General features: G+C 42.4%; 17 protein-coding genes. 13 read left to right on the top strand and 4 right to left on the bottom strand.

Translation table 11 applies throughout. The features are described from left to right. Positions 1–133: 133 nt before the first annotated feature. From DBT50_RS06695 to DBT50_RS06680, 4 genes are all read left to right on the top strand, one after another. Positions 134–727 carry a DUF4230 domain-containing protein gene (locus tag DBT50_RS06695; RefSeq protein WP_111852504.1) on the top strand — a complete coding sequence of 198 codons (594 nt, stop codon included), beginning with the start codon at positions 134–136 and terminating at the stop codon, positions 725–727. Positions 728–894: 167 nt separating this feature from the next. Continuing rightward, positions 895–1467 (top strand): GNAT family N-acetyltransferase, encoded by a 573-nt coding sequence (locus DBT50_RS06690; RefSeq protein ID WP_111821957.1) that lies wholly within the window; start codon positions 895–897, stop codon positions 1465–1467. A 126-nt stretch (positions 1468–1593) separates the two neighbouring features. Beyond that, the gene (locus DBT50_RS06685) at positions 1594–3156 is read left to right on the top strand and encodes a Ppx/GppA family phosphatase (RefSeq protein ID WP_111852505.1); all 1563 of its coding nucleotides are present in this window, start codon (positions 1594–1596) and stop codon (positions 3154–3156) included. 147 nt (positions 3157–3303) lie between these two features. Beyond that, positions 3304–5499 (top strand): RNA degradosome polyphosphate kinase, encoded by a 2196-nt coding sequence (locus tag DBT50_RS06680; RefSeq protein ID WP_111852506.1) that lies wholly within the window; start codon positions 3304–3306, stop codon positions 5497–5499. Positions 5500–5595: 96 nt separating this feature from the next. Here DBT50_RS06680 and DBT50_RS06675 read toward each other — a convergent pair whose 3' ends face one another. Further along, a complete protein-coding gene (locus DBT50_RS06675; protein ID WP_111852507.1) occupies positions 5596–6141 on the bottom strand; it encodes a TIGR01440 family protein in 546 nt (181 codons plus the stop codon). Between the two features lie 196 nt (positions 6142–6337). On the opposite strand from DBT50_RS06675, the gene tsaE reads away from it, so the two are divergent. Together tsaE and DBT50_RS06665 are read left to right on the top strand one after the other, a co-directional pair. After that, complete coding sequence (gene tsaE / locus DBT50_RS06670; protein WP_111852508.1) at positions 6338–6805, top strand: tRNA (adenosine(37)-N6)-threonylcarbamoyltransferase complex ATPase subunit type 1 TsaE; 468 nt, start codon at positions 6338–6340, stop codon at positions 6803–6805. A 2-nt stretch (positions 6806–6807) separates the two neighbouring features. Beyond that, the gene (locus DBT50_RS06665; RefSeq protein WP_111852509.1) at positions 6808–7380 is read left to right on the top strand and encodes a GNAT family N-acetyltransferase; all 573 of its coding nucleotides are present in this window, start codon (positions 6808–6810) and stop codon (positions 7378–7380) included. A 176-nt stretch (positions 7381–7556) separates the two neighbouring features. Here the strand turns inward: DBT50_RS06665 and DBT50_RS06660 are convergent, their stop codons facing one another. Beyond that, positions 7557–7796: a TraX protein gene (locus DBT50_RS06660; protein ID WP_111852510.1), complete on the bottom strand. Its 240-nt coding sequence runs from the start codon at positions 7794–7796 to the stop codon at positions 7557–7559. 171 nt (positions 7797–7967) lie between these two features. Between DBT50_RS06660 and murB the strand changes: the two genes are divergently transcribed. From murB to DBT50_RS06645, 3 genes are all read left to right on the top strand, one after another. Then, entirely contained in the window at positions 7968–8873 is a 906-nt protein-coding gene (gene murB / locus DBT50_RS06655; RefSeq protein WP_111852511.1) for a UDP-N-acetylmuramate dehydrogenase, read from the top strand. A 272-nt stretch (positions 8874–9145) separates the two neighbouring features. Next, positions 9146–10816 carry a DUF3744 domain-containing protein gene (locus DBT50_RS06650; RefSeq protein WP_146742906.1) on the top strand — a complete coding sequence of 557 codons (1671 nt, stop codon included), beginning with the start codon at positions 9146–9148 and terminating at the stop codon, positions 10814–10816. 319 nt (positions 10817–11135) lie between these two features. Then, complete coding sequence (locus DBT50_RS06645) at positions 11136–12356, top strand: IS110 family RNA-guided transposase (RefSeq protein WP_111852513.1); 1221 nt, start codon at positions 11136–11138, stop codon at positions 12354–12356. Positions 12357–12542: 186 nt separating this feature from the next. Here the strand turns inward: DBT50_RS06645 and DBT50_RS06640 are convergent, their stop codons facing one another. Then, positions 12543–13124 (bottom strand): histidine phosphatase family protein, encoded by a 582-nt coding sequence (locus DBT50_RS06640; protein ID WP_111852514.1) that lies wholly within the window; start codon positions 13122–13124, stop codon positions 12543–12545. A 464-nt stretch (positions 13125–13588) separates the two neighbouring features. Between DBT50_RS06640 and DBT50_RS06635 the strand changes: the two genes are divergently transcribed. From DBT50_RS06635 to DBT50_RS06620, 4 genes are all read left to right on the top strand, one after another. Continuing rightward, positions 13589–14605 carry an alpha/beta hydrolase gene (locus DBT50_RS06635; protein WP_181566132.1) on the top strand — a complete coding sequence of 339 codons (1017 nt, stop codon included), beginning with the start codon at positions 13589–13591 and terminating at the stop codon, positions 14603–14605. Between the two features lie 320 nt (positions 14606–14925). Further along, the gene (gene trpX, locus DBT50_RS06630; protein ID WP_070560497.1) at positions 14926–15978 is read left to right on the top strand and encodes a tryptophan ABC transporter substrate-binding protein; all 1053 of its coding nucleotides are present in this window, start codon (positions 14926–14928) and stop codon (positions 15976–15978) included. 5 nt (positions 15979–15983) lie between these two features. Beyond that, the gene (locus DBT50_RS06625; RefSeq protein WP_181566133.1) at positions 15984–16880 is read left to right on the top strand and encodes an ABC transporter permease; all 897 of its coding nucleotides are present in this window, start codon (positions 15984–15986) and stop codon (positions 16878–16880) included. A 2-nt stretch (positions 16881–16882) separates the two neighbouring features. Beyond that, positions 16883–17650, top strand: a complete 768-nt coding sequence (locus tag DBT50_RS06620) for an ABC transporter ATP-binding protein (RefSeq protein WP_013669851.1) — start codon at positions 16883–16885, stop codon at positions 17648–17650. Positions 17651–17743: 93 nt separating this feature from the next. Here the strand turns inward: DBT50_RS06620 and DBT50_RS06615 are convergent, their stop codons facing one another. Then, entirely contained in the window at positions 17744–20152 is a 2409-nt protein-coding gene (locus tag DBT50_RS06615; protein WP_111852517.1) for a transglycosylase domain-containing protein, read from the bottom strand. Positions 20153–20255 lie beyond the last annotated feature (103 nt).

Here is a 20255-nt window from a genome sequence, read left to right as displayed (position 1 = left end):
TGAGAAGAGATCACGATAAATATGAGCCCTTGCCCCAAGGTAAGGGCTTTTTATCGCTATAGGTTTAAGCAAGCTTTAAAAAGTGCTATTGACAGACTTTTTGCTATAATGATTATCAGAAAAGAGGGAAACTATGCGACGATTTAAGAAATTTTTAGGGGTCCTAGTGATCTTCTTAGGATTACTAGCGGTTGCCTTTATTGGCGGTCATTATCTCGGTAAGCAGGATAGCCAAACAGAAATTACTTCGGAATTAGTGGGTAACCGCCTAGAACAAGCCAAGGAGTTAACCACAACCAAATACTTCTACACCAATACGGCTTCCTTTGAAAACCAAAGAAAATTCTATAACTGGAATTTGCCCTTCACCACAAAGAAATTTATTGTTTCCTATGACGGGGTGATCCATGTCGGAATCGATCTCAGCGCTATTGATGTTAAGGTTCAAGACCAAACTATTGATGTCACATTGCCTGAGGTGAAGATTCTCTCCCATGATATCGATAGCGATTCGGTCAAGGTCTTTGATGAGGAGGCATCGATTTTCAACAAGATGACGGTGGATGACTATGCTAATTTCACCAATGAACAAAAGAAAGCCTCAGAAGAAGAAGCCAAAGACAAGGGCTTATTGGAAGCTGCCAAGCAAAATACTGAAAGGACCATCAAAGAAATATTAAATATGGACCCCACCATTCAGGAAAACTATACGATCAATGTCCATTAAAGATTGATGAAAAATCCAAGCGCTGCTTTTACCAGCCTTGGATTTTTTACTTTATAGGGGACCTTTATTTAGATTATTCAATTCAGATAAGGAGATTTGCAGACTCGGTCAGGCTTGTCTATACTAAAGCAAGAGGACACAAATTTAGAAAAAGGGGAAAATAATTTATGGAAATTAGACAGTTAAAAATATCGGATACCCAGGCCAGTTACCAGGTGATTAAGGTCATCTTAGAACACTTAGATGAGCCTTTAATTAATGAATATGGTTGGGAGACCAGTGGTAAAATTATCGCTCAGGCTATGAAGAAACCCTATTACCGTTACGGATACGCTCATGGCTATGGGGTCTTTGAAGCCGACCAATTAGTCGCTGTGGCCTATGCTTATCCAGGCGTCTTGGATCCTATTATTGAGAGCCCTCTGGAGACTACCATGCTGGAAATGGGTTATTCCCTTGACCAAATCCCTAGAAGCTTTGCCGAAACAGAAGCCTTAGTGGATGAATTTTACCTGGATTCCTTAGCAACCAAGCAGGGAGAGGAAGGCAAGGGCTATGCCCGTCAACTAATCGCCCATCTCGGCCAAGTCGGCCGTGAAAAAAATTACCACAAGCTTTCCTTAAATGTGGACTTCCATAACCAACGCGCCCTGACGCTTTACCAACGCCTAGGCTTTGAAACCATTTCGGAATTGATTATTGGGGGACATCCGCATTATCATATGATTAAGGCCATTTAAGTTTTCTAAGTAGCTCAAATTGTACTTTAAGAAGGTAAATAATTGAGCCAGGGGCTGAGATTCGTTATAATAAAATTGAATTTCAAGGAGAGTCCTTGGCATTTTTATAATAGGAAGGACTATGTCATGTTTCAAGAGCGAAAAGCGATTATTGATATTGGGTCAAACACCATCCGTCTGGTTATCTACGGGATTGATGACTGGTATAATTTTGAAGAACTTCAAAACGTCAAAGTGCCGTCACAATTGAGCCAATACCTTATTGAAAAAGATGATAAAAAATACATGAGCGATACGGGTATCCAGCGCTTAATCACTGCCTTAGATGACTTTGCGACCATTATCAAGAACTTTAAAGTGGATGAAATAAAAGCCCTGGCTACGGCAGCCGTCCGGCAATCGGCTAACCAAGAAGAAATTATCAACCGTGTCAAAGAAAAAACCGGCATCACTATTGGGATTATTTCTGAGGAAGAAGAAGCTCGCTTTGGCCAGTATGCCGTTATGCATGCCATTACTATTCCTGATGCGCTTACCATTGATATCGGTGGGGGATCTTGTGAGGTAACCAAGTACCAAGACAAGGCCATGGATACCTTTCATAGCTTTCCCTTCGGTGTGGTCTATATTCGTGAACGCTTTTTTAAGAATAAGGACCATAATGATGAAGAGGCTATTGAAGCGGCTAGGGATTATATCCGCAGTCAATTTAAGCAAGAATCCTGGCTCAAGAAGGCTAAGTTGCCTTTAATTGGGATTGGTGGCTCAGTCCGTAATGTGGCCGAAATGCATCAGCGCATGCATAATTACCCGATTGCGGGGCTCCACGGTTATCAGATGACTTTAGATGATTTAGAAGAAACCTTGGATATGGTTTTAGACACCAAGCCTAAGGATTTGGATGATATTGAAGGCTTGAGTACTGAGCGGACGGATTTGATCGTACCGGCTTTGATTGCCTTTATTGAACTCTTCAAATTGTCGAAGGCGAAAAATTTCACAGTTTCTACCCAAGGTTTGCGGGAAGGGATTATCTTAGAGGATATTAATAAGAATTATAATACCCCGATTGATACCCAGCTTATCCGCCTACGTTCCACCAGAAAAATTGCCCATGACCTGCCCTTTAACTCAGCGGGGACCCAGCAACACGTTGATCTTTGTTTAAGTCTCTACCAACAAATGTGTGATTTGGATCAATTTACTTTTGACGATGAAGAAAGAGAAATGATCGAATTTGCGGCCTACCTCTATCGCTTTGCTAGTTTTGTCAGTCGGGAGGCCGATTCCCAACACACCTTCTACCTGCTCTCTAACACCAATCTCCTAGGCTTTTCTCATTTGGACCGGGTGCGTTTAGCGCTCTTGTCTTCCTATAAGAACCGGTCGCTCTTCCAACTTTATATGACTAATTTTAAGGATTGGTTTAGTGAGGAAGAAGAAGACCACTTAATGAAAGTGGGCGGAATGATTCGCTTTGCCCAAGCCTTAAATTACTCCAAAACTGATCCAGTCAAAAAATTACGCTTAGAACGTGATGAGGATGACAATTACTTGTTGAAAATCTACCACACAGAGCCTATAATTACCGAAAAATACCGGGCCAACCGCCATAAGAAACATCTCAGCCGGGCCTTGGATGGAAGCTTAAGTTTAGAGTTTATCCCCCTGGCTAGTCTTGATGAATAAGTGTTAAAAGTTAATTTTAATTGAATAGACTAATCCCGGCTTGTCAACTTTCTTACTGGCGTCCAATCATCGATTTGACACATAATTTCTATCTGTTTTTATCGACATTGTCGTATACTTGTGCATTAAAATGGAGGAGAGTGCAGTATGTCAACCACTAGCAATAATCAAAAAAATATCCAATCCTTGCAGGCTGAAAACTCAGCTACTCATTATTATTATAATCGGGAGCTGAGTTGGTTAGATTTTAACTATCGTTGCGTTGAAGAAGCCAGTGATCCCAACAATCCCTTGTTAGAACAATTAAATTTTTTAGGAATTGTCAGCTCTAACTTAGATGAGTTTATTATGGTTCGCTTTGCAGGGGTTTATAATCAATACCTTGATGGCGTTCAAGTGGCTGAAAACAAAACCCAAATGTCACCTAAGCAGTTAATGCAAGGTATTCATGAGCGTAATACGCGAAATGTGGAAGCCCAATATGCCCGTTACCACGACATGGTAGAATTGTTGGATGAAAAGGGTTACCACCTTAAATCAGTAGCTGATCTCAATGAAGCTCAAAAAGCACAAGTAAAAGAGCAGTTTGAAGAACTGATTTTGCCCACCTTAACGGCTATTGGTATTGATGCCTACCGACCTTTCCCACATTTAAAAAACCATGCCTTGAATATTTTAGTGGAATTAGAGAAGGATCAGAATTCCTATATTGCTGTTGTTCCTATTCCGACCCTACTCAAGCGTTATCTCACTTTAGATGATGGTGAGGGGAAGGCCTATGTTTTAGTAGAAGATGTCGTCATCCATGGACTAAATGCACTCTTCAAGGGTTACACCATTAAACGTCGGATTCCATTTCGGATTGCCCGGAACGCGGACTTTGAATTAAATGAAGATGATGTCATGGACCTCTTGGATGTGATGGAAGACCATGTCAAAAACCGCCTACACGGGAAAACCGTTCGGATTGAATGGGATACCCGCTGGGAGAGTCCAAATGATCACAATAATGAAGATTTCTTAGCAACCGTCCAACCCTATTTGAAGGTGCCAGAGGAAGGCCTTTATCCTATTAACGGCCCCCTTGATCTGACCTTCTTATTTGACCTGGTTGATGATATCAGTGAAGACCACCCTGAATGGAAGTATCCCGATTTTGAACCGGTAGAATATCCCAACTACCACGGCGAAAATCTCTACCAATTAATCAGAAAGGGCGATCTATTCTTCCACCATCCTTACGACTCCTTCAAACCGATCTTGTCCTTTGTCGATCATGCTGCCTCAGATCCAAAAACAGTAGCCATCAAGATGACCCTCTACCGGGTATCCAAGCATTCGCCGATCGTGAAATCCTTGAAGAAGGCCGCGGAAAATGGTAAGGAAGTTACGGTCTTGGTGGAACTGAAGGCCCGCTTTGACGAAGAGAATAATGTCCACTGGGCTAGAGAACTCGAAGAAGCTGGCTGTCATGTCCTTTATGGTTTAAGTGAACTCAAAACCCACAGTAAAATTACCCTGGTGGTGAGACGGGAAGCCGGAAAAATCCAACGTTACATCCACCTAGGAACCGGAAACTACAACGACAAAACCGCTAAACAATACACGGATATGGGGATACTGTCGACGAATGAAGCCCTAACTAGTGATGGGTCCAAGTTCTTTAACTTCCTGAGTGGTTATAGTGAAGTGCCGGATTATGAGGCTCTCCATGTTTCGCCTTTTGCCATTCGTGACTCCCTGACGGATTACATTGATGAAGAGATTGAAAATCAGAAAAAATACGGCAATGGACGTATTATTGCTAAGATGAACTCCTTGACCGATAAACCCCTCATCAAAAAACTCTATGAGGCGAGTCAGGCTGGAGTACAAATTGATCTGATTATCCGGGGAATTTGTTGTTTACGTCCCCAAGTTGAAGGCCTATCGGAAAATATCCGGGTTCGCTCAATTGTCGGCCGTTTCTTAGAACACAGTCGGATCTACTACTTCTACCGCAATGGTCAAAAACATGTCTTCCTCTCTTCTGCAGATATGATGACCAGAAATATGATCCGCCGGGTGGAAATTGAATTTCCTATTATCGATCAAGATATTGAAGCCCAAATCATTCACTTCTTAGAAGTCGAATTAGCCGATAATCAAAAAGCCAGAGAACTAGGTAGCGATGGAGTCTATCGCCATGTTAAATCCGGCGATAAGGCCATTAATTCCCAAGAACAAATGATGCAAGAAGCCGAAAGTCGCCGCAATGAGAGTGTAATGCGCATTACCCCGTCTTCACCAAATTTTTTCAAGCGGATGACTCGCTTTTTAACTAACCGGCATAAAGACGATTAAAAGAGATAATAAAAAACACTTGCCAATACCACAGGATGGTCTAGCCAGGCTGTGACTAGATGTGGAAATCGGCAAGTGTTTTTATTATGGAAATAATTATTTTAATTGGTCATTGTAGTGGGCGCGTTCGCCGCCAATGAATTTCGGACGGGTGCGGGCAGCGTTGACCCAGGCGGAACCGATCCGGTGGTTTTCTAGGCGCAGGGGAACAGCCACTGGTTTGAGGTGCATACCAATCAAGGTGTTTCCAATATCAATCCCTGCATCGGCTTGAATCTCTTCAATAACGATGGGATCATGGAAGGCTTGGTAGGCAGCGGTGGAAAATGACCCGCCCGCCTTGGGTTGGGGTACCACATTTACTGTGGGAGCAAAAGGACGGGCTTCGCGTTCAGTGACAATGGCCCGGTTAAGGTGCTCACAGCATTGGGTGGCTAAGTATATTCCGGCTTGGTCCAAGCTTTGGTGGATGGCGTCAAAGACCGCTTTTCCAATTTCGGGTTGGGAGTCCGTCCCAATTTTCTCTCCCATAATTTCACTAGTGGAGCAACCAACCACTACGGTCATTCCGGACTTTAGCTGAGCCTTATCGATTAGTTCTTCGATCAGCTTTCGTGCTTGTGCTTGCACTTCTTCTTTCATGTTAATCCCTTCTTTGTACTTAGTTTACGCCTATTATAGCAAAAACTATAAGGATTAAGCTTAGAATATGCTGGGGAGCTGACTGCCGTGAATAAGATTGGCCCATAAGCGATGAAAAACTAGGCAGCTTTTGTTTACCATGCTAAAATGGAAGGGAGTCTATAAAAAAGAGACAAGAGAGTATTGAGGTGAAAGCATGTCAGAGATCAAATGGCATAACGAAAAGGATACCGAAAAAACCGCCCAAAAATTAGCCGACTTGGTTCAAGCAGGGGACGTTATCTGCCTAGAAGGAGACCTAGGAGCGGGCAAGACTACCTTTACAGGCTACTTTGCCCATGCTTTAGGGATCAATAAGGCGATTAAGAGTCCGACATTTACCATTATACGGGAATACCAAATGGGCCGTTTACCCCTCTACCACATGGATGCCTACCGTTTAGAGGAAACGGGAGCTGAAGGTTTGGGGATTGAAGAATACCTAGAGGGCGATGGGGTCACTGTGATTGAATGGCCCCAGTTCATTAAGGAAGACTTAGAAACGCCTTACCTGTGGCTGACTATTCATAAGGAATCGGCTACCGAGCGTCGGATTAGCTTAGCATATAATGGTGGGCGCGGTAAGGAATTAGCAGCAGAATTATTAGAAAGTTTGGCAGAATAAGCATGAAACGTGAAGAAATACAAATTACTTTAGTAGACGCAGAACAAAAACATGCCAAGGCCCTATTAGACTTTTACAAAAAAGTGGGTGGCGAGTCTGATTTTCTCAGCTTTACTTCCCAAGGCCTCGGTATCAACCAGGAACAAGAACAAAGGTATTTAAAAAGTATTCAAGAAAGCTTGAATAACCGGGTCCTGATTGCCTTATTAGATGATGAAATTATCGGAGTCGCTTCAATCGGGGCCCCAGAAGGTTCCAAGGAAGAGCACGTGGGAGAATTAGGTATTTCTATCCTCAGACGCTTTTGGAGTTTAGGCTTGAGCCATGTCTTAATGGAAGATATGTTGGGCTGGGCCCAGGAAAGTCAAATTTTGCGCTATATCCGCCTGGAAGTGAATGTCAATAATGTTCGGGCCATTAAGCTGTATGAGAAATTTCATTTTGAAGAGCTGGGACGTATTCCTGGAGGGCAATATGCCCAAGGAGAATTCCAAGATACCTTAATTATGGGCTTAAGTGTCTTAAATGACCAACAAGAGGCAGACGACGAGTCGCCATCAAGTGAAGATGATTAATGATTAAATAAGAAAAAAGAGTTGCCAGTAAAGTAGTGACGCCCAAAAGTTGAAGTCGTAGTCCAAGGTTTGGGGGTCACTATATAGGGGCAGCTCTTTTTTAGTACAAACTATCTAATCAAAACGTGTTCCAAGCGGACGCTTGCTCTTTGGTGCGCTTGTCGCACTCTCAATTTTTACGACATCCAAAAGACATAAACCATAATGGCTAACAGGAAGAGGTTAATAGCGACCAGGGTCCACTTGAGTCCGGCCTTCTTCTCATTAAGGGCAAAGACAGTGGCGACAATCGGGATCAAGTGGCCTAAGAACAGGTGGTAGCCAGTCAGTTGGTCAGCAGGTTTTTGCAGTTGATAGGTGGCGTAGATTAAACTCAGGGCAGACATGAGTAGGGCTTGACGACGTGATTTGTTCATGGAAATTTCCTTTCTGGTAAATCGTTAATGATGGCTAGAATAAGAAAAGCTTAAAAGTCCTTTTGGGGCTAAATTAAAAGACTATTTTATGCTATCATAACATTTGTGATAAGAGTAAGGATTTAACCTAAAAAATGACTTACTCTGATTAAGAAGAAGCGAGGAATACAGATGGATTTTCAAGCCTTTATCGATGCTTTTAGCCCAGAACATATTAAAATCAATGAGCCGCTGAAGCACTATGCCTATACGAAAACCGGCGGCCCGGCTGATCTCTTGGTCTTTCCCCAAAGTAGCCAGGAACTTCAAGCCATGATCAAAAAGGCCAATGAACTCCAGCTGCCCTTTATGGTGATGGGAAATTCCAGTAATGTCATCGTCCGTGATGGTGGTATTGAAGGGATCGTCTTTATGCTGACCCAAATGGCAGCCATTGAAGTGAAAGATCACCAGGTCTTCGCTGAGGCGGGGGCGCGCATTATTGACGTGACCCGGGCTGCTTGTGATGCGGCTTTAACGGGACTGGAATTTGCTTGCGGGATCCCTGGTAGTGTTGGGGGAGCGATCTATATGAATGCTGGGGCCTATGATGGCGAGATTAAGGATCTTCCCTTAAGTGTCCAAGTGGTCGATAAGTTTGGTGACTTAAAGACTTATACTAATGAAGACTTAAACTTTTCCTACCGTCACAGTATTATCCAAGATAATGGTGACTGTGTGGTGAGTGTAGTCTTCGACCTAAAACCTGGCGACTATGAACAAATTAAGGGGAGAATGGACCACTTAACTCAACTTCGTGAATCCAAGCAACCCCTCGACTTGCCTTCTTGTGGTAGCGTCTTTAAGCGGCCCAAGGGGCACTTTACCGGCCAACTTGTTCAAGCCGCTGACCTCCAAGGTTATACGGTTGGTGGGGCTCAAGTCTCAAAAAAACATGCAGGTTTTATTGTAAATATTGATCATGCCACTGCGGCTGATTATCTAGCGGTGATCCACCACGTCCAAGAAGTGATCAAAAAAGAATTCAACGTAACCTTGGAAACCGAAGTCCGGATTATTGGTCGCGATCCCAAGTAAGCCTATCTGGTCACCAGAGATGGGATAAAAGGAATAATATATTAAGGATAAGCTCTAGTGGATATGCCCTAGGGCTTTTTTCATATAATCGTGAAAATCAAGGAGATATTTGTAAGCGCTTGAAATCCTTTCAGTGGTGCTTTTTGCTTGGCATAGTTAAAATAGTATTATACAAAATAAATTTTAGGGATTTTTCATAAAATATTAGGCTAAGTCCAGCTTTTGTGCTATATTTATTAGAATGATACTAGTTTATAAGAGGAGGAGTCAGCGTGTCTAGCCCGTGGATTCAGATGCGTCACTTTAGCTACCGATATCCCCGTCAATATCGGATGGCATTAAGAGATATCAACATAACCCTAAACCATGGTGAGAAAATTTTAATCCTAGGTGCCAATGAATCAGGTAAGTCAACTTTTCTTAAAGCCTTGAAGGGTGAGCTACCGGAGGATGGCGAGTTTTCTGGTGAAATTATTCACAGTGGTGAGTCTGCCAAGCCAGTTGACGGAACGGCAATTCGCGATGTGATTGATGAGAAGATCGATGACAACCCCAATGAATCGGTTAACCACCACAAAAAGGCTATCGAAAAGCGTTGGTATGAACTGGTCGATTGCGAATTACAACCGGAAGAATACCAGGCACTTTCTCGTGGGGAAAAAGAAATCCACCGCATGTCCCACATCTTAAAAGAAGATAATGAAATCTATATTTTTGACGAACCCTTAAAGACCCTGGCTCCTAAACAACAAAAGGTCTTTATCGATATTATTGATGATTACCACGTCCATACTGATGCTACTATTATTATTTCTGAACACCAATTGGAAGCAATGATGTCCCGTCCCATTGACCGCGTCTTAGTCTTTTCAGAAGGGAGGATTGTGTTCGATGGCCAGCTTAAGGCCCTCTTGGAAAGTGGTATATTAAATCCCTTAGGCATTCGTGAACCCTTCTATATTACCGCCATGCGCTACGCGGCTTATCCTTTAAAAGACGTTTATAATATCCAAGATGTCAAACATATTTTCGGGCCACAGCTAAGGCAGAGAATCGAAAACTGGATTATGACCCTGCCACGTTTTCGTTATCAAGAAAACAAAGAAGTTCTCCTCGAACTCGATAATGTATCAGCCCTTGTTAATGAGAGCAATCAGCGGGGGCTCCACAATATTAACCTTAAAATTAACCAAGAAGAAATGCTGAGTGTCGTCGGCCCTAATGGCAGCGGCAAGACCCTCCTAGCTCAATTGTGTAGTGGCTCCCTAAGGCCTCAGATGGGAACGATTAAGTGGTTGGGTCAAGAACTTTCCCTGGACCAATTTGACCATCTCCGCCGCAATGTCGGCTTGATTACTAATGACGATGTGACCAATATTAGTCAATCGCGAGCAGAAACCGTTGCAGACTACCTGGCCCAAAGTCCCGTCTTAGCGGAAGGTGATTACCAGGATGATGAGCTCAAAGACAAGTTTAATCAGGTTCTAGCCATGGTTAACTTGGATAATCTCTTAGATTTCCCCTTAGACCATCTTTCGGAGATTTCCAAACTCCGACTGGCCATGGCTCGGTCACTATTAAAAGAGCCTAAATTACTGGTGGTTGAAGAGATCACTGAAGGCCGCGATTTTGTACACTTCCGCGCCATTATGAATACCTTGCAAAACTTAAATAGTCAATACCAGATTGCGATTATGATGACCACCCATGACATTGAAGTTATGCTAGAGTATAGTCGCCGGACCTTGATTATGTCAGAGGGGCATTTGATTATTGATGCTTTACCGGTGGATGTGGCGACTATGCCAGCCTATCTCAATAAGGCCGGCTTAAGGGAAACCAGTTTAACCACCTTTGCAAGGCAATTGGACTTGGTCGATCCCTATACCTTTATCCGTAAATTTGTCGATTACGACCGTGAAATGCAACAAAACTTAGATTAAAAAAGCAATTATTTATCAATGGATTAACTTCTAAGTAAGAATACGAATTTTTTACTGAATAGTAAAAACATACTAAGATTAGCTCGAAGGTAGATCGACGGATTTATCTTCGAGCTATTTCTTTTTTTAGATATAGTGTAAGTGAAAGAATAATCCGTTCAAGCACTCTAGGGCTACGAGCCCGAATTAAAAAATGGATTCTTTCACTCTTGTTTTTAATTTTGGTTTAAGTATGTTGAGCTACGAGCACGTGTTTAGGAAATTAAGATAAGAACAATGAGGTGAAAGTCTTTCAAGTCATCAAGAAAGGAAGTTGAAGATGGTTAACTATATCTATGCTTTTGATGTTTCCAAAGGAAAAGCGACACAAGTTCTGTATAAAAATAATAGATGTATTGAGGAAAGCCTTTTGAAATTCACTTCTATGGGCTTTGAAAAGCTATTACAGGATATCCGAAGGATTCCTGGTCAAGTGGCTCTTGCTTTTGAAACGACAGGTATTTATTCAAAACCTCTTGAACGTTTTTGTCACGAAAATCATATAACTTACCACAGTTTGAATCCTTTAGAAGTATATAATCGATCCAATGGCCTGACACTAAGAAGGAATAAAACAGACCAAGCAGATGCTCATAAATTAGCACAAGTTATGTCTATTTTCGACTTTCACCCTTCGGTAATGAAAGGGCCGCTTTATGAAGAAATGAAGCGCATGAATGCTTATTATCTCGAGCTACAAGAAGCTATCGATAGATTATATGTTAAGCTTTTAGAAGCTGTCTATCTTTGCTTTCCTGGTATAGAACAAGCTTTTTCTAAGTTAAAAAATGTATTTGCTTTAACCATTATTGAAAACTATCCACATCCTGATTATGTGTTAGAAACTTCGCGAACTATTATCAAAAATGTATTGAAAAAATCAACATCAAAAAATATCTCAAATCAAAGGGCCTTTCAAAAAGCTGATCAAATTATTGAATGTGCAACTTCTGCTTATCCTTCTGTCCATAAGGACAGCTTTTATTGTCAGGTGCTCAGTTTTTATGCCACACATCTAAAAAAATTAATCAACCAAAAAGAAATTATTCAAGATAAGATGATTACTTTGGGAAGTCAGTTTTCTGAATTTACAATTTACTCTAGCGTGCCAGGAATTGGTGAGCTTTCAGCTTGTCAATTAATTGCAGAGCTGGGTGATTTATCTCGATTTAAGAACCATAAACAATTAAACGCCTATGTAGGGATTGATATTCGACGCTATCAATCGGGTAAATATACAGGCCAAGACCATATCAATAAGCGAGGCAACAGAAAAGCTAGAAAAATACTTTATGTCATTATCACTAATATGATCCGTGCCCAGAGACATGCACCAAATCATATCGTTGATTATTACTATACAAAAAAACAGCCACCCTTTAATAAATGCCATAAGGTAGCTGTTATAGCGTGTATGAATAAGCTGCTTAAATGCCTATACGCGCTATTCAATCATCATACGAAGTATGATTATGAATTAAATGCCTCTCACCGCAACTAATTCATTATTATAGTAACTAAAATTTTTAAAAGTCTCAATACTGAGGCTTATTTAGCGTGCCAAATTTTCCATAAAATATTCAAGAATCAAACTCCTAAATAATACCTCATATATTTAGTAATTTTATATTGATTTACACTTGACTATTCGTAGGAAAGGACTGTGATAATTATGCACAGTCCTTTTTTAGTTGAGTGGATTAATACTATTTTTTAAGACCAGGCTTTTTTCTAGCTCTTCAAAATGAAAAATTTGACAATTCGAAAAGGCTGGGAGGGGTTGGCTGAGATAGTCCAACATGAAGCGGTACATAATTGACCCATGACTAACTAGGAGAATATTTTTTTGAGGATAGGCTTTAAGAGCTTCATCAAGGGCTGTTTGAAAGCGACCTTTAACTGCAGTGACTGACTCGCCCCCAAATTGGCAAAAATAGTGATCACTAGGCGGGTCATTGAGCTTGACGCCCTCAAGGACGCTGAGCGCCTTACCTTCAAGACTACCATAGCGCCATTCTGCTAGCCGCTGATCAGTAACTAGGGAGCAGGGACTATCTCCCTGGATTATCTTTGCTGTGGCGTAGGCTCGCTTCAAAGGGGAGGAGAGGATGAGGTCAATACTGATGTCTTTTTGATCAAAAAAGTTTTTCGCTTGCTCAGCTTCTTGGATGCCTCTAGGACTAAGGGGACTATCGATTTGACCTTGGATTTTCCCCTCTAAGTTATAAAGAGACTGGCCATGCCGAATAATAAAAATTTCTCTTACCATCTTGACTCCTTTATTTATATTTTTCTTCTAAGGGTATTGATCTTTGACGCACTTGTCGCACCCTCTAGTTGAGTTTGGAAGGGGTAGGGGATGCCCTTTCAGAAAAGTTGAACGGTCAGCAAGTTGAGTTCGAACGCCAGACTTGAAGTTGCTTCAGAAAATTCCAACGCACAGTCGTGCTGTGCTTTTGGTATTTTCCTCCAGCAATTCAAGTCTTTGACGGCGTCCTCACATCCTTTTATCTGTGCTTATGGTATTTTCCTCCAGCGATTTCGTCCTTTAGCGTGACTGTCACACTCTCTTCTCCATTATATATAAGATTAGAGAGACTATAAATGACCTATTCAGGGTTCTTTTAACTTTTGTCTCACTCTCCTTATTTCCTATCAAAATTTTGATAAAGATAGTCAATTCTTGTGCCATCTGCTAAAATGATTACTAATCTGTGGGAGGTGTTAGACCGGATGAAGACAAAGAAAAGATTAACTTGGTTAAAAAAGTTGGGCATTTCATTAGCCCTGCTGACAGTGATTTCCCTGGCTGCCACTTATTTTGTAGGAAACTACTTTGTTGATTATGCCTTGGTACCTAATCAGGGTGGGCAAGACCGCCAAGTTGACCAGGAGACAAAGCCGGGTCAGACTAAGTCAGCTGTTCAAGAAATCAATGCCAATAAGGCCCAGGCCAAAGCGGACGCTAAGGCTTGGTTAGACCAGGTAGGGGATAAAAAGGAAGCGGTAAGCATTCGCTCTCAGGACGGGCTTACTTTGAGCGGAAATTTGTTTCATAATGACTCTGATCAACATAAATATGCCTTGATTGTCCATGGTTACCAAGGCCAAGAGGCGGATTCTTATGATATTGCGCCCGCTTTTTATCAAAAAGGTTACCAGGTCCTAACCATTTCCTTAAGAGCCCATGCGCCTAGTCAGGGACAATATATTGGTATGGGCTATCTAGACAGTCGGGACTTACTAGAATGGGTTCAGTGGCTTATTGACCGCGATAGTCAGTCCCAAATTGTCCTTCACGGTACTTCTATGGGAAGTGCTACCGTTCTAATGGCCTCAGACAAGCTGCCTGCAGCCGTCAAAGCGGTCGTTGCTGACTGTGGTTATTCAAGTATCTGGGATATTTTTGCTTCTGAGCTAGATAAACGTTTTAATCTCCCTACTTTTCCAGTCCTCTATATGGCTAATACCATGGCAAGACTGCGAGCGGGCTATGATTTACGCGAGGGAAACACCGTGGAATACGTGGCCCAGTCCTCCCTACCGATTTTATTTATCCACGGCGCAGCGGATGACTTTGTTCCGGTATCCATGGCCCGAGAACTCTATGATGCTAAAGCCAAGGGTCCCAAGGAACTCTACATTGTGCCAGAAGCTGGCCATGCCGAAGCCAAGTACAAAGAGCCCACCACTTATTACCAGAAGATCTTCCAATTTATTCAAGACTATGGGGATGAAAATAAAGAATAAAAAGAGATTTTTAAGGAAAATGAAATTAGGGCTTGTCCTTAGCTCAAATATCTGTTATATTACATATAACATATCAGAGAGGAGTCGCTACAATGTCACTTAAACAAATTACTACATTTTCATGGCAAATCCGCATGGTGTAGTTGTGTTTATACTGTGATCAGCATAGATACAACTTCAGCGTTTTTTTGAAGCTGTATCTGTGCGGTAGCTCGACTTAATAAGAATTCCCGCATGGACCACATGAATAGTCTGTGCGGGATTTTTTTATCCTGCAGCTTCTTGAGTTGGAGGATTTTTTTATTGTAAAGGAGTGCCCTATGAAAAAGATTACAAGTTTTGGAGTTATATTAATTACCGCTTTAGCCGTTTTGTTCTTGGCCATGCCAACTTTAATTCAACACCGGACCGCCAGTGAAAACCAGGCAAAAACCAATGTCAGTCAAGAAGATATCAAAGACACTGACCATAAGATTCGCATCGGACTTTTACAACTAACAGAACACCCAGCCTTAGATGATATTCGTCAAGGGGTCTATGACCAACTGGCTGAACGGGGTTATGTTAATGGTGAAAACGTTGAAATTGACTTTGCCAATGGTCAAGGTGACCAAAATAATCTGAAAATGTTATCCGATAAAATGGTTTCTGATGGCGCTGAATACTTAGTCGGTATTGCCACACCAGCGGCCCAAGCCCTAAAGAATGTGGCCAATGACCAGGTTCCTGTAGTAATGGCAGCTGTTTCCGACCCAGTTGGGGCTGGCTTGGTTAAAGATTTAGACCAACCAGGCTTCCAAGTGACTGGGGTCCGTGATGTCCCACCGGTCAAGGAACAATTTGACCTGATTAAACGAGTGATGCCAGATATTAAAACGGTGGGAATTATTTACAATTCTTCTGAAACTAATGCCCAAAATAATGTCCGCATGGCCAAAGAACATGCCAAAGAATTAGGCTTGAATGTCGTTGAAAAAACCATCACTTCGACCAATGACCTGGCCCAAGTGGCTGAACAATTGGCCCAAGAAGTGGAAGCTATCTGGGTACCTAATGACAACTCGATTGCTTCTTCAATGAACACCTTAATTTCGGTTACTGACCATTATAAAATTCCAGTCTTCCCAGTGGTTGACACCATGGTTGTTGACGGTGGGATGGCTACAGTTGGACTCAACCAATACCAATTAGGGGTTGATTCAGCCAATGTCCTTGCTGACTTGATTGAGGGTGCTGACCCAAGAAATTATTCCGTTGTTATTCCAGAGAAGAAGGCCTTAACCATTAATTCTAAGAAGGCTAATGAATTAGGCATCGAAATTCCAAGTGATGTTGTCAATGAAGCTACTGACGTGGCAAAGGAGGGTAAATAAAAATGATTGATTTAATTACTAGTGCCCTATCCGAGGGCAGTATCTGGGCTGTCATGGGACTGGGGATTTATATTTCTTTTCGGATTTTAAATGCTCCTGATATGACGACTGAAGGTTCCTTTACCCTAGGGGCGGCTTTAGGCGTCCAAGCCATTCATTTTGGTATCCATCCCCTCATCGCTATCCTGATCTCCTTTTTAGGGGGGATGGCCGGAGGTGCCATTACCGGTTTATTAACCACCAAGTTAAGTATTAATCCCTTACTCGCTGGGATTATTACCATGACCGGACTTTACTCTGTCAATCTGAAGATTATGGGATCGGCCAATATTTCTCTAACGGGTCAAAAAACCTTAAAAACCTTACTAGAACCTCTTAACCTTGGTAGAAATATCGATACCATCGTCATTGGTCTGGTGGTGTCTGCTATTGTGATTTGTTTAATGAGTCTCTTCTTTAAAACAGAAATGGGTCAAGCTCTGATTGCTACTGGGGATAACCTAGTGATGGCCAAGTCCTTAGGGATTGATACCCACGAAATGACCATGCTAGGTTATATGTTAGCTAATGGATTGATTGCCGTTGCCGGTGTCTTAGTAGCCAACAGCAATGGTTATGCAGATATCTCCATGGGGATTGGGACTGTGGTGATTGGCTTAGCCGCCATCATTATTGGTGAAGTTCTCTTCCCTAATGTTAGCCTGTCCATGCGTTTAGCTACCATCGTAGCTGGTTCTATTGTCTACCGTTTACTCCTTGGTCTTGTTCTCATGCTGAAATTTGAAGCCAATGACTTTAAGCTCTTCTCAGCCATCATCGTGGGTCTTTGCTTGGCTATTCCAACGATTAGAAGCAAAATGGGAAGCGGCCGGACCAAGAATATTCGCAGTAAGGAGGCTTAATCATGAGTCAAGTATTAAAGCTTAATAACATCAATAAAACCTTTAATCCCGGAACCCTGGATGCCTTTCATGCTTTGAAAGGCATTGACCTTTCAGTGAATCAGGGAGACTTCATTACCATTGTCGGGGGAAATGGTGCGGGGAAATCCACCTTACTCAATGCCATTGCGGGAACCTTTGCCTTAGATAGTGGCGAAATCTTCTTGGAGGAAAAGGATATTACCACTAAGAGTGAAGAAGAGCGGGCAGGATCGATTTCTCGTGTCTTCCAAGATCCTAAAATGGGAACTGCTCCGCGGATGACCGTCGCTGAAAACCTGGCCCTGGCTGCTAAACGAGGGCAAAAGCGGGGCTTAAGTATGGCTATTACCAATGACAAAGAGGCCTATTTCAGCCAAACTTTATCACAAATTGGCCTGGGCCTTGAAAACCGCTTGAATGCTGAAATGGGGAAATTATCCGGTGGACAACGTCAATCCATTGCCTTATTAATGGCCACCATCGTTAAACCCAAACTCCTCTTGTTGGATGAACATACGGCTGCCCTGGACCCTAAGACCTCACGTAGGATTTTAGAGCTCACCAACCAACAAGTGCAAGAAGAAAATCTCACCGCTCTAATGATCACCCACAACTTACAAGATGCCTTAACCTATGGCAATCGGATGATTTTACTCCATCACGGAGAAATAATCCGCGACTTCACCCAAGAGGAAAAAGAAAACCTATCCAGCCAAGAACTCTACACAATAATGGAAGACTTGGTATAAGATAGAGTGCGACAAGCGCGCGTTTAAAATCAGATAATTAAGCTAAAGAAAAAGCAGTTATGCTCACAAAACGCATAACTGCTTTTTTAATAATTAGTCCTCTTTTTGGTGAGTGTGTTCATAGAGGTCTAAGATTTCATTGACTTTTTGGTTGACTTGACTGTTGTTTTTGATTCGGTAGGGCTCTAGGGCATGGACTTGTTCTTCTAAGCTGGCTCCGATGGCAAAGTCAAATTGAGCCTTGGGGATAGCAGCTTGATTAGGAAAGAGCCCTTCTTCACTAGCTTTACTGATTGGAATCCGGTATTGGGTATTGTATGGTCCTGTAAAGCTGCCGGGGAGTGTTCCGGTTTCTTTGACTACTTTTTGGCGGACCAGGTGTGGGGAAGGGGAGAAAGTTTCGCTGGAACCCATCATTTGTGGATCATAGTTATTCAACTGATTGAGCAGGCTCAACCAGTGTTTGGCGTGACGTTCTACCGGATTACCGAAACTGGCATTGCCGTCATCATTTAAGGTATGGCGCTGGTAAGTATTATCGTAACCAATCCATGACATGAGCGTAATCCTTGGGCTTGAGCCTCCAATCCAATGGTCATTGAAATCCTCTGAGGTCCCTGTTTTCATATAAATATCCGAAAAAGCATTCAAACCGCCACTATATGGTTGGAAAGTCCCGGTCCGATGGGTATCTTTCAAGACATCAATCATGATATCACTGCTTTCTTTATCAAAGACAGGTTCTTGGTGATTTTGATGTTGATAAATAAAGTTCCCATTACTATCAGAAATGCTTTCAATGAGGTAAGGGCTGATGCTTTGGCCGCCGTTAGCAAAAGTCGCAAAAGCCGCCGCTAATTCAACGACAGTCGGGCCCGTTTGGGTTCCTCCAATGGATAGTGCGACATTATCCTTGACTTCATTTTCCGTAACGGCTTGGTCTAGGCCTAAACGATCCACATAAGCTTGGATATCGACACCATGTTTTAAAAGGTGTTGGTAGAGATATATGGTCGGGTTATTTAAGGAATTGGCCAGGGCGTGACGGAAGGTCACTAACTGATTGGAGATATTGTTCCCATAGTTGGACGGTTCATAGTAGGATCCATCGGCTTGTTGGATACGAATAGGGGTGTCAGCGATTAGGGTACTTGGAAAGGCTAAGCCCTCTTGGATAGCTGGTCCATAAGTCAGCAGGGGTTTGAACATGGAACCTGGTGACCGTCGCATGTCAAAGGCATGGTCCACTTGGTTTTGGTCGAAGTCAACCCCTCCAACAAAGCCTAAAATTCGTCCGCTGGCATTTTCGATAAGGACGTTGCCCGTTTGGACAGGGAGGGGGATGGCTTCGCTATCACCGGTTTCTGGATTATTTTGATAGGTCATATAAGTTTGTCCCAGGGAACCGGCTTGGTTGGCGACCGTTTGGTTAAGAAGCTGATAGATATTAGGATCAACTGTGGTTTTAACGGTTAGTCCACCATTACGGTAATAAGAATCGGCCCGTTGTTGGTATTCGCTACGGAGGTTGTCATCGGCTTGAATATCTTCTTCACCGACTCCATCCATGGCCATAAAACGCTGCATGAGGAGCTTAAGGCTTTGCTTTTCTACTTGTTGGTAGAGATAAGTATTCTTCTGACTAGTGCTGGAGCCTGTCTCATCGACTTGACTTTCAGCTTGGATAAAATCATTTTGAATAGGGTAGTCTTTAGCTTTTTCGTAGTCTTCCTGACTAATATAATTTTCTAAGCGCATCCGGTCTAGAACTTCCTGCATCCGTTCCACACCGTAATTAAGGTCTTCTGGCGATTTTAATTGACCCTCGCTATCATAAGGAGTATAAGTATAAGGGTTTTGGGGCATTCCCACTAAAAAGGCGGCCTGAGGTAAGTTGACTTGGTCGGCGCTTTTACCAAAGATACCTTCAGCAGCTGCCTCAATACCAGCAATATTTTCGCCTTTATTGTTACGACCAAAAGGAGAGGTATTAAGATAGGATTCCAGGATTTGTTCCTTAGAAAAATAATTTTCTAAACGGTTAGCTAAGAGCATTTCTTTAGCCTTCCGTTCAAAGGAAACTTCATTAGATAAGAAGCGTTGCTTGACCAATTGCTGGGTAATGGTTGAACCCCCAGAGGAGGAACCGCCTAGAACTTGGGAGACGATTGCACGCAGGATAGCACTGGGGACTACACCATGGTGTTTAAAAAAGTGTTCATCTTCAGTAGCCACCAGGCCGTGAACGATCTGTGGTGAAATCTCTTCTAATTGGACATTCTTTCTCACCAGGTCACTGCGGACTTCATCGATCAGGGAACCGTCATTGTAGGTGAGGGTCGAGACTTCTTCCAAGTTTTGAATTTGGCTAGCCATCTCCTCAGGGGAGGGGTTGGGAAGGTCTTCGGTTAATCCTAAGAAAAATCCGCTAGCTACCCCCATAGCTAAGGCTAAACTGAGTAGGCCCAGAACCAGGACATAGCCTAGCAGGCGTTTGATCACTGAAAAGAAAATATTGCTGGAAAAGAAAAATTTATCTTTCCAAGCAGGTTTTTCCTCCTGATTATTATTGTGGATAGGTGAATGTTGATTAATAATAATCCCT

This window comes from Aerococcus tenax (genome assembly GCF_003286645.3).
Taxonomy (GTDB): Bacteria; Bacillota; Bacilli; order Lactobacillales; family Aerococcaceae; genus Aerococcus; species Aerococcus tenax.
Note: the sequence above shows the minus strand (reverse complement) of the source record. Positions and strands in the feature narration are given on the sequence as shown.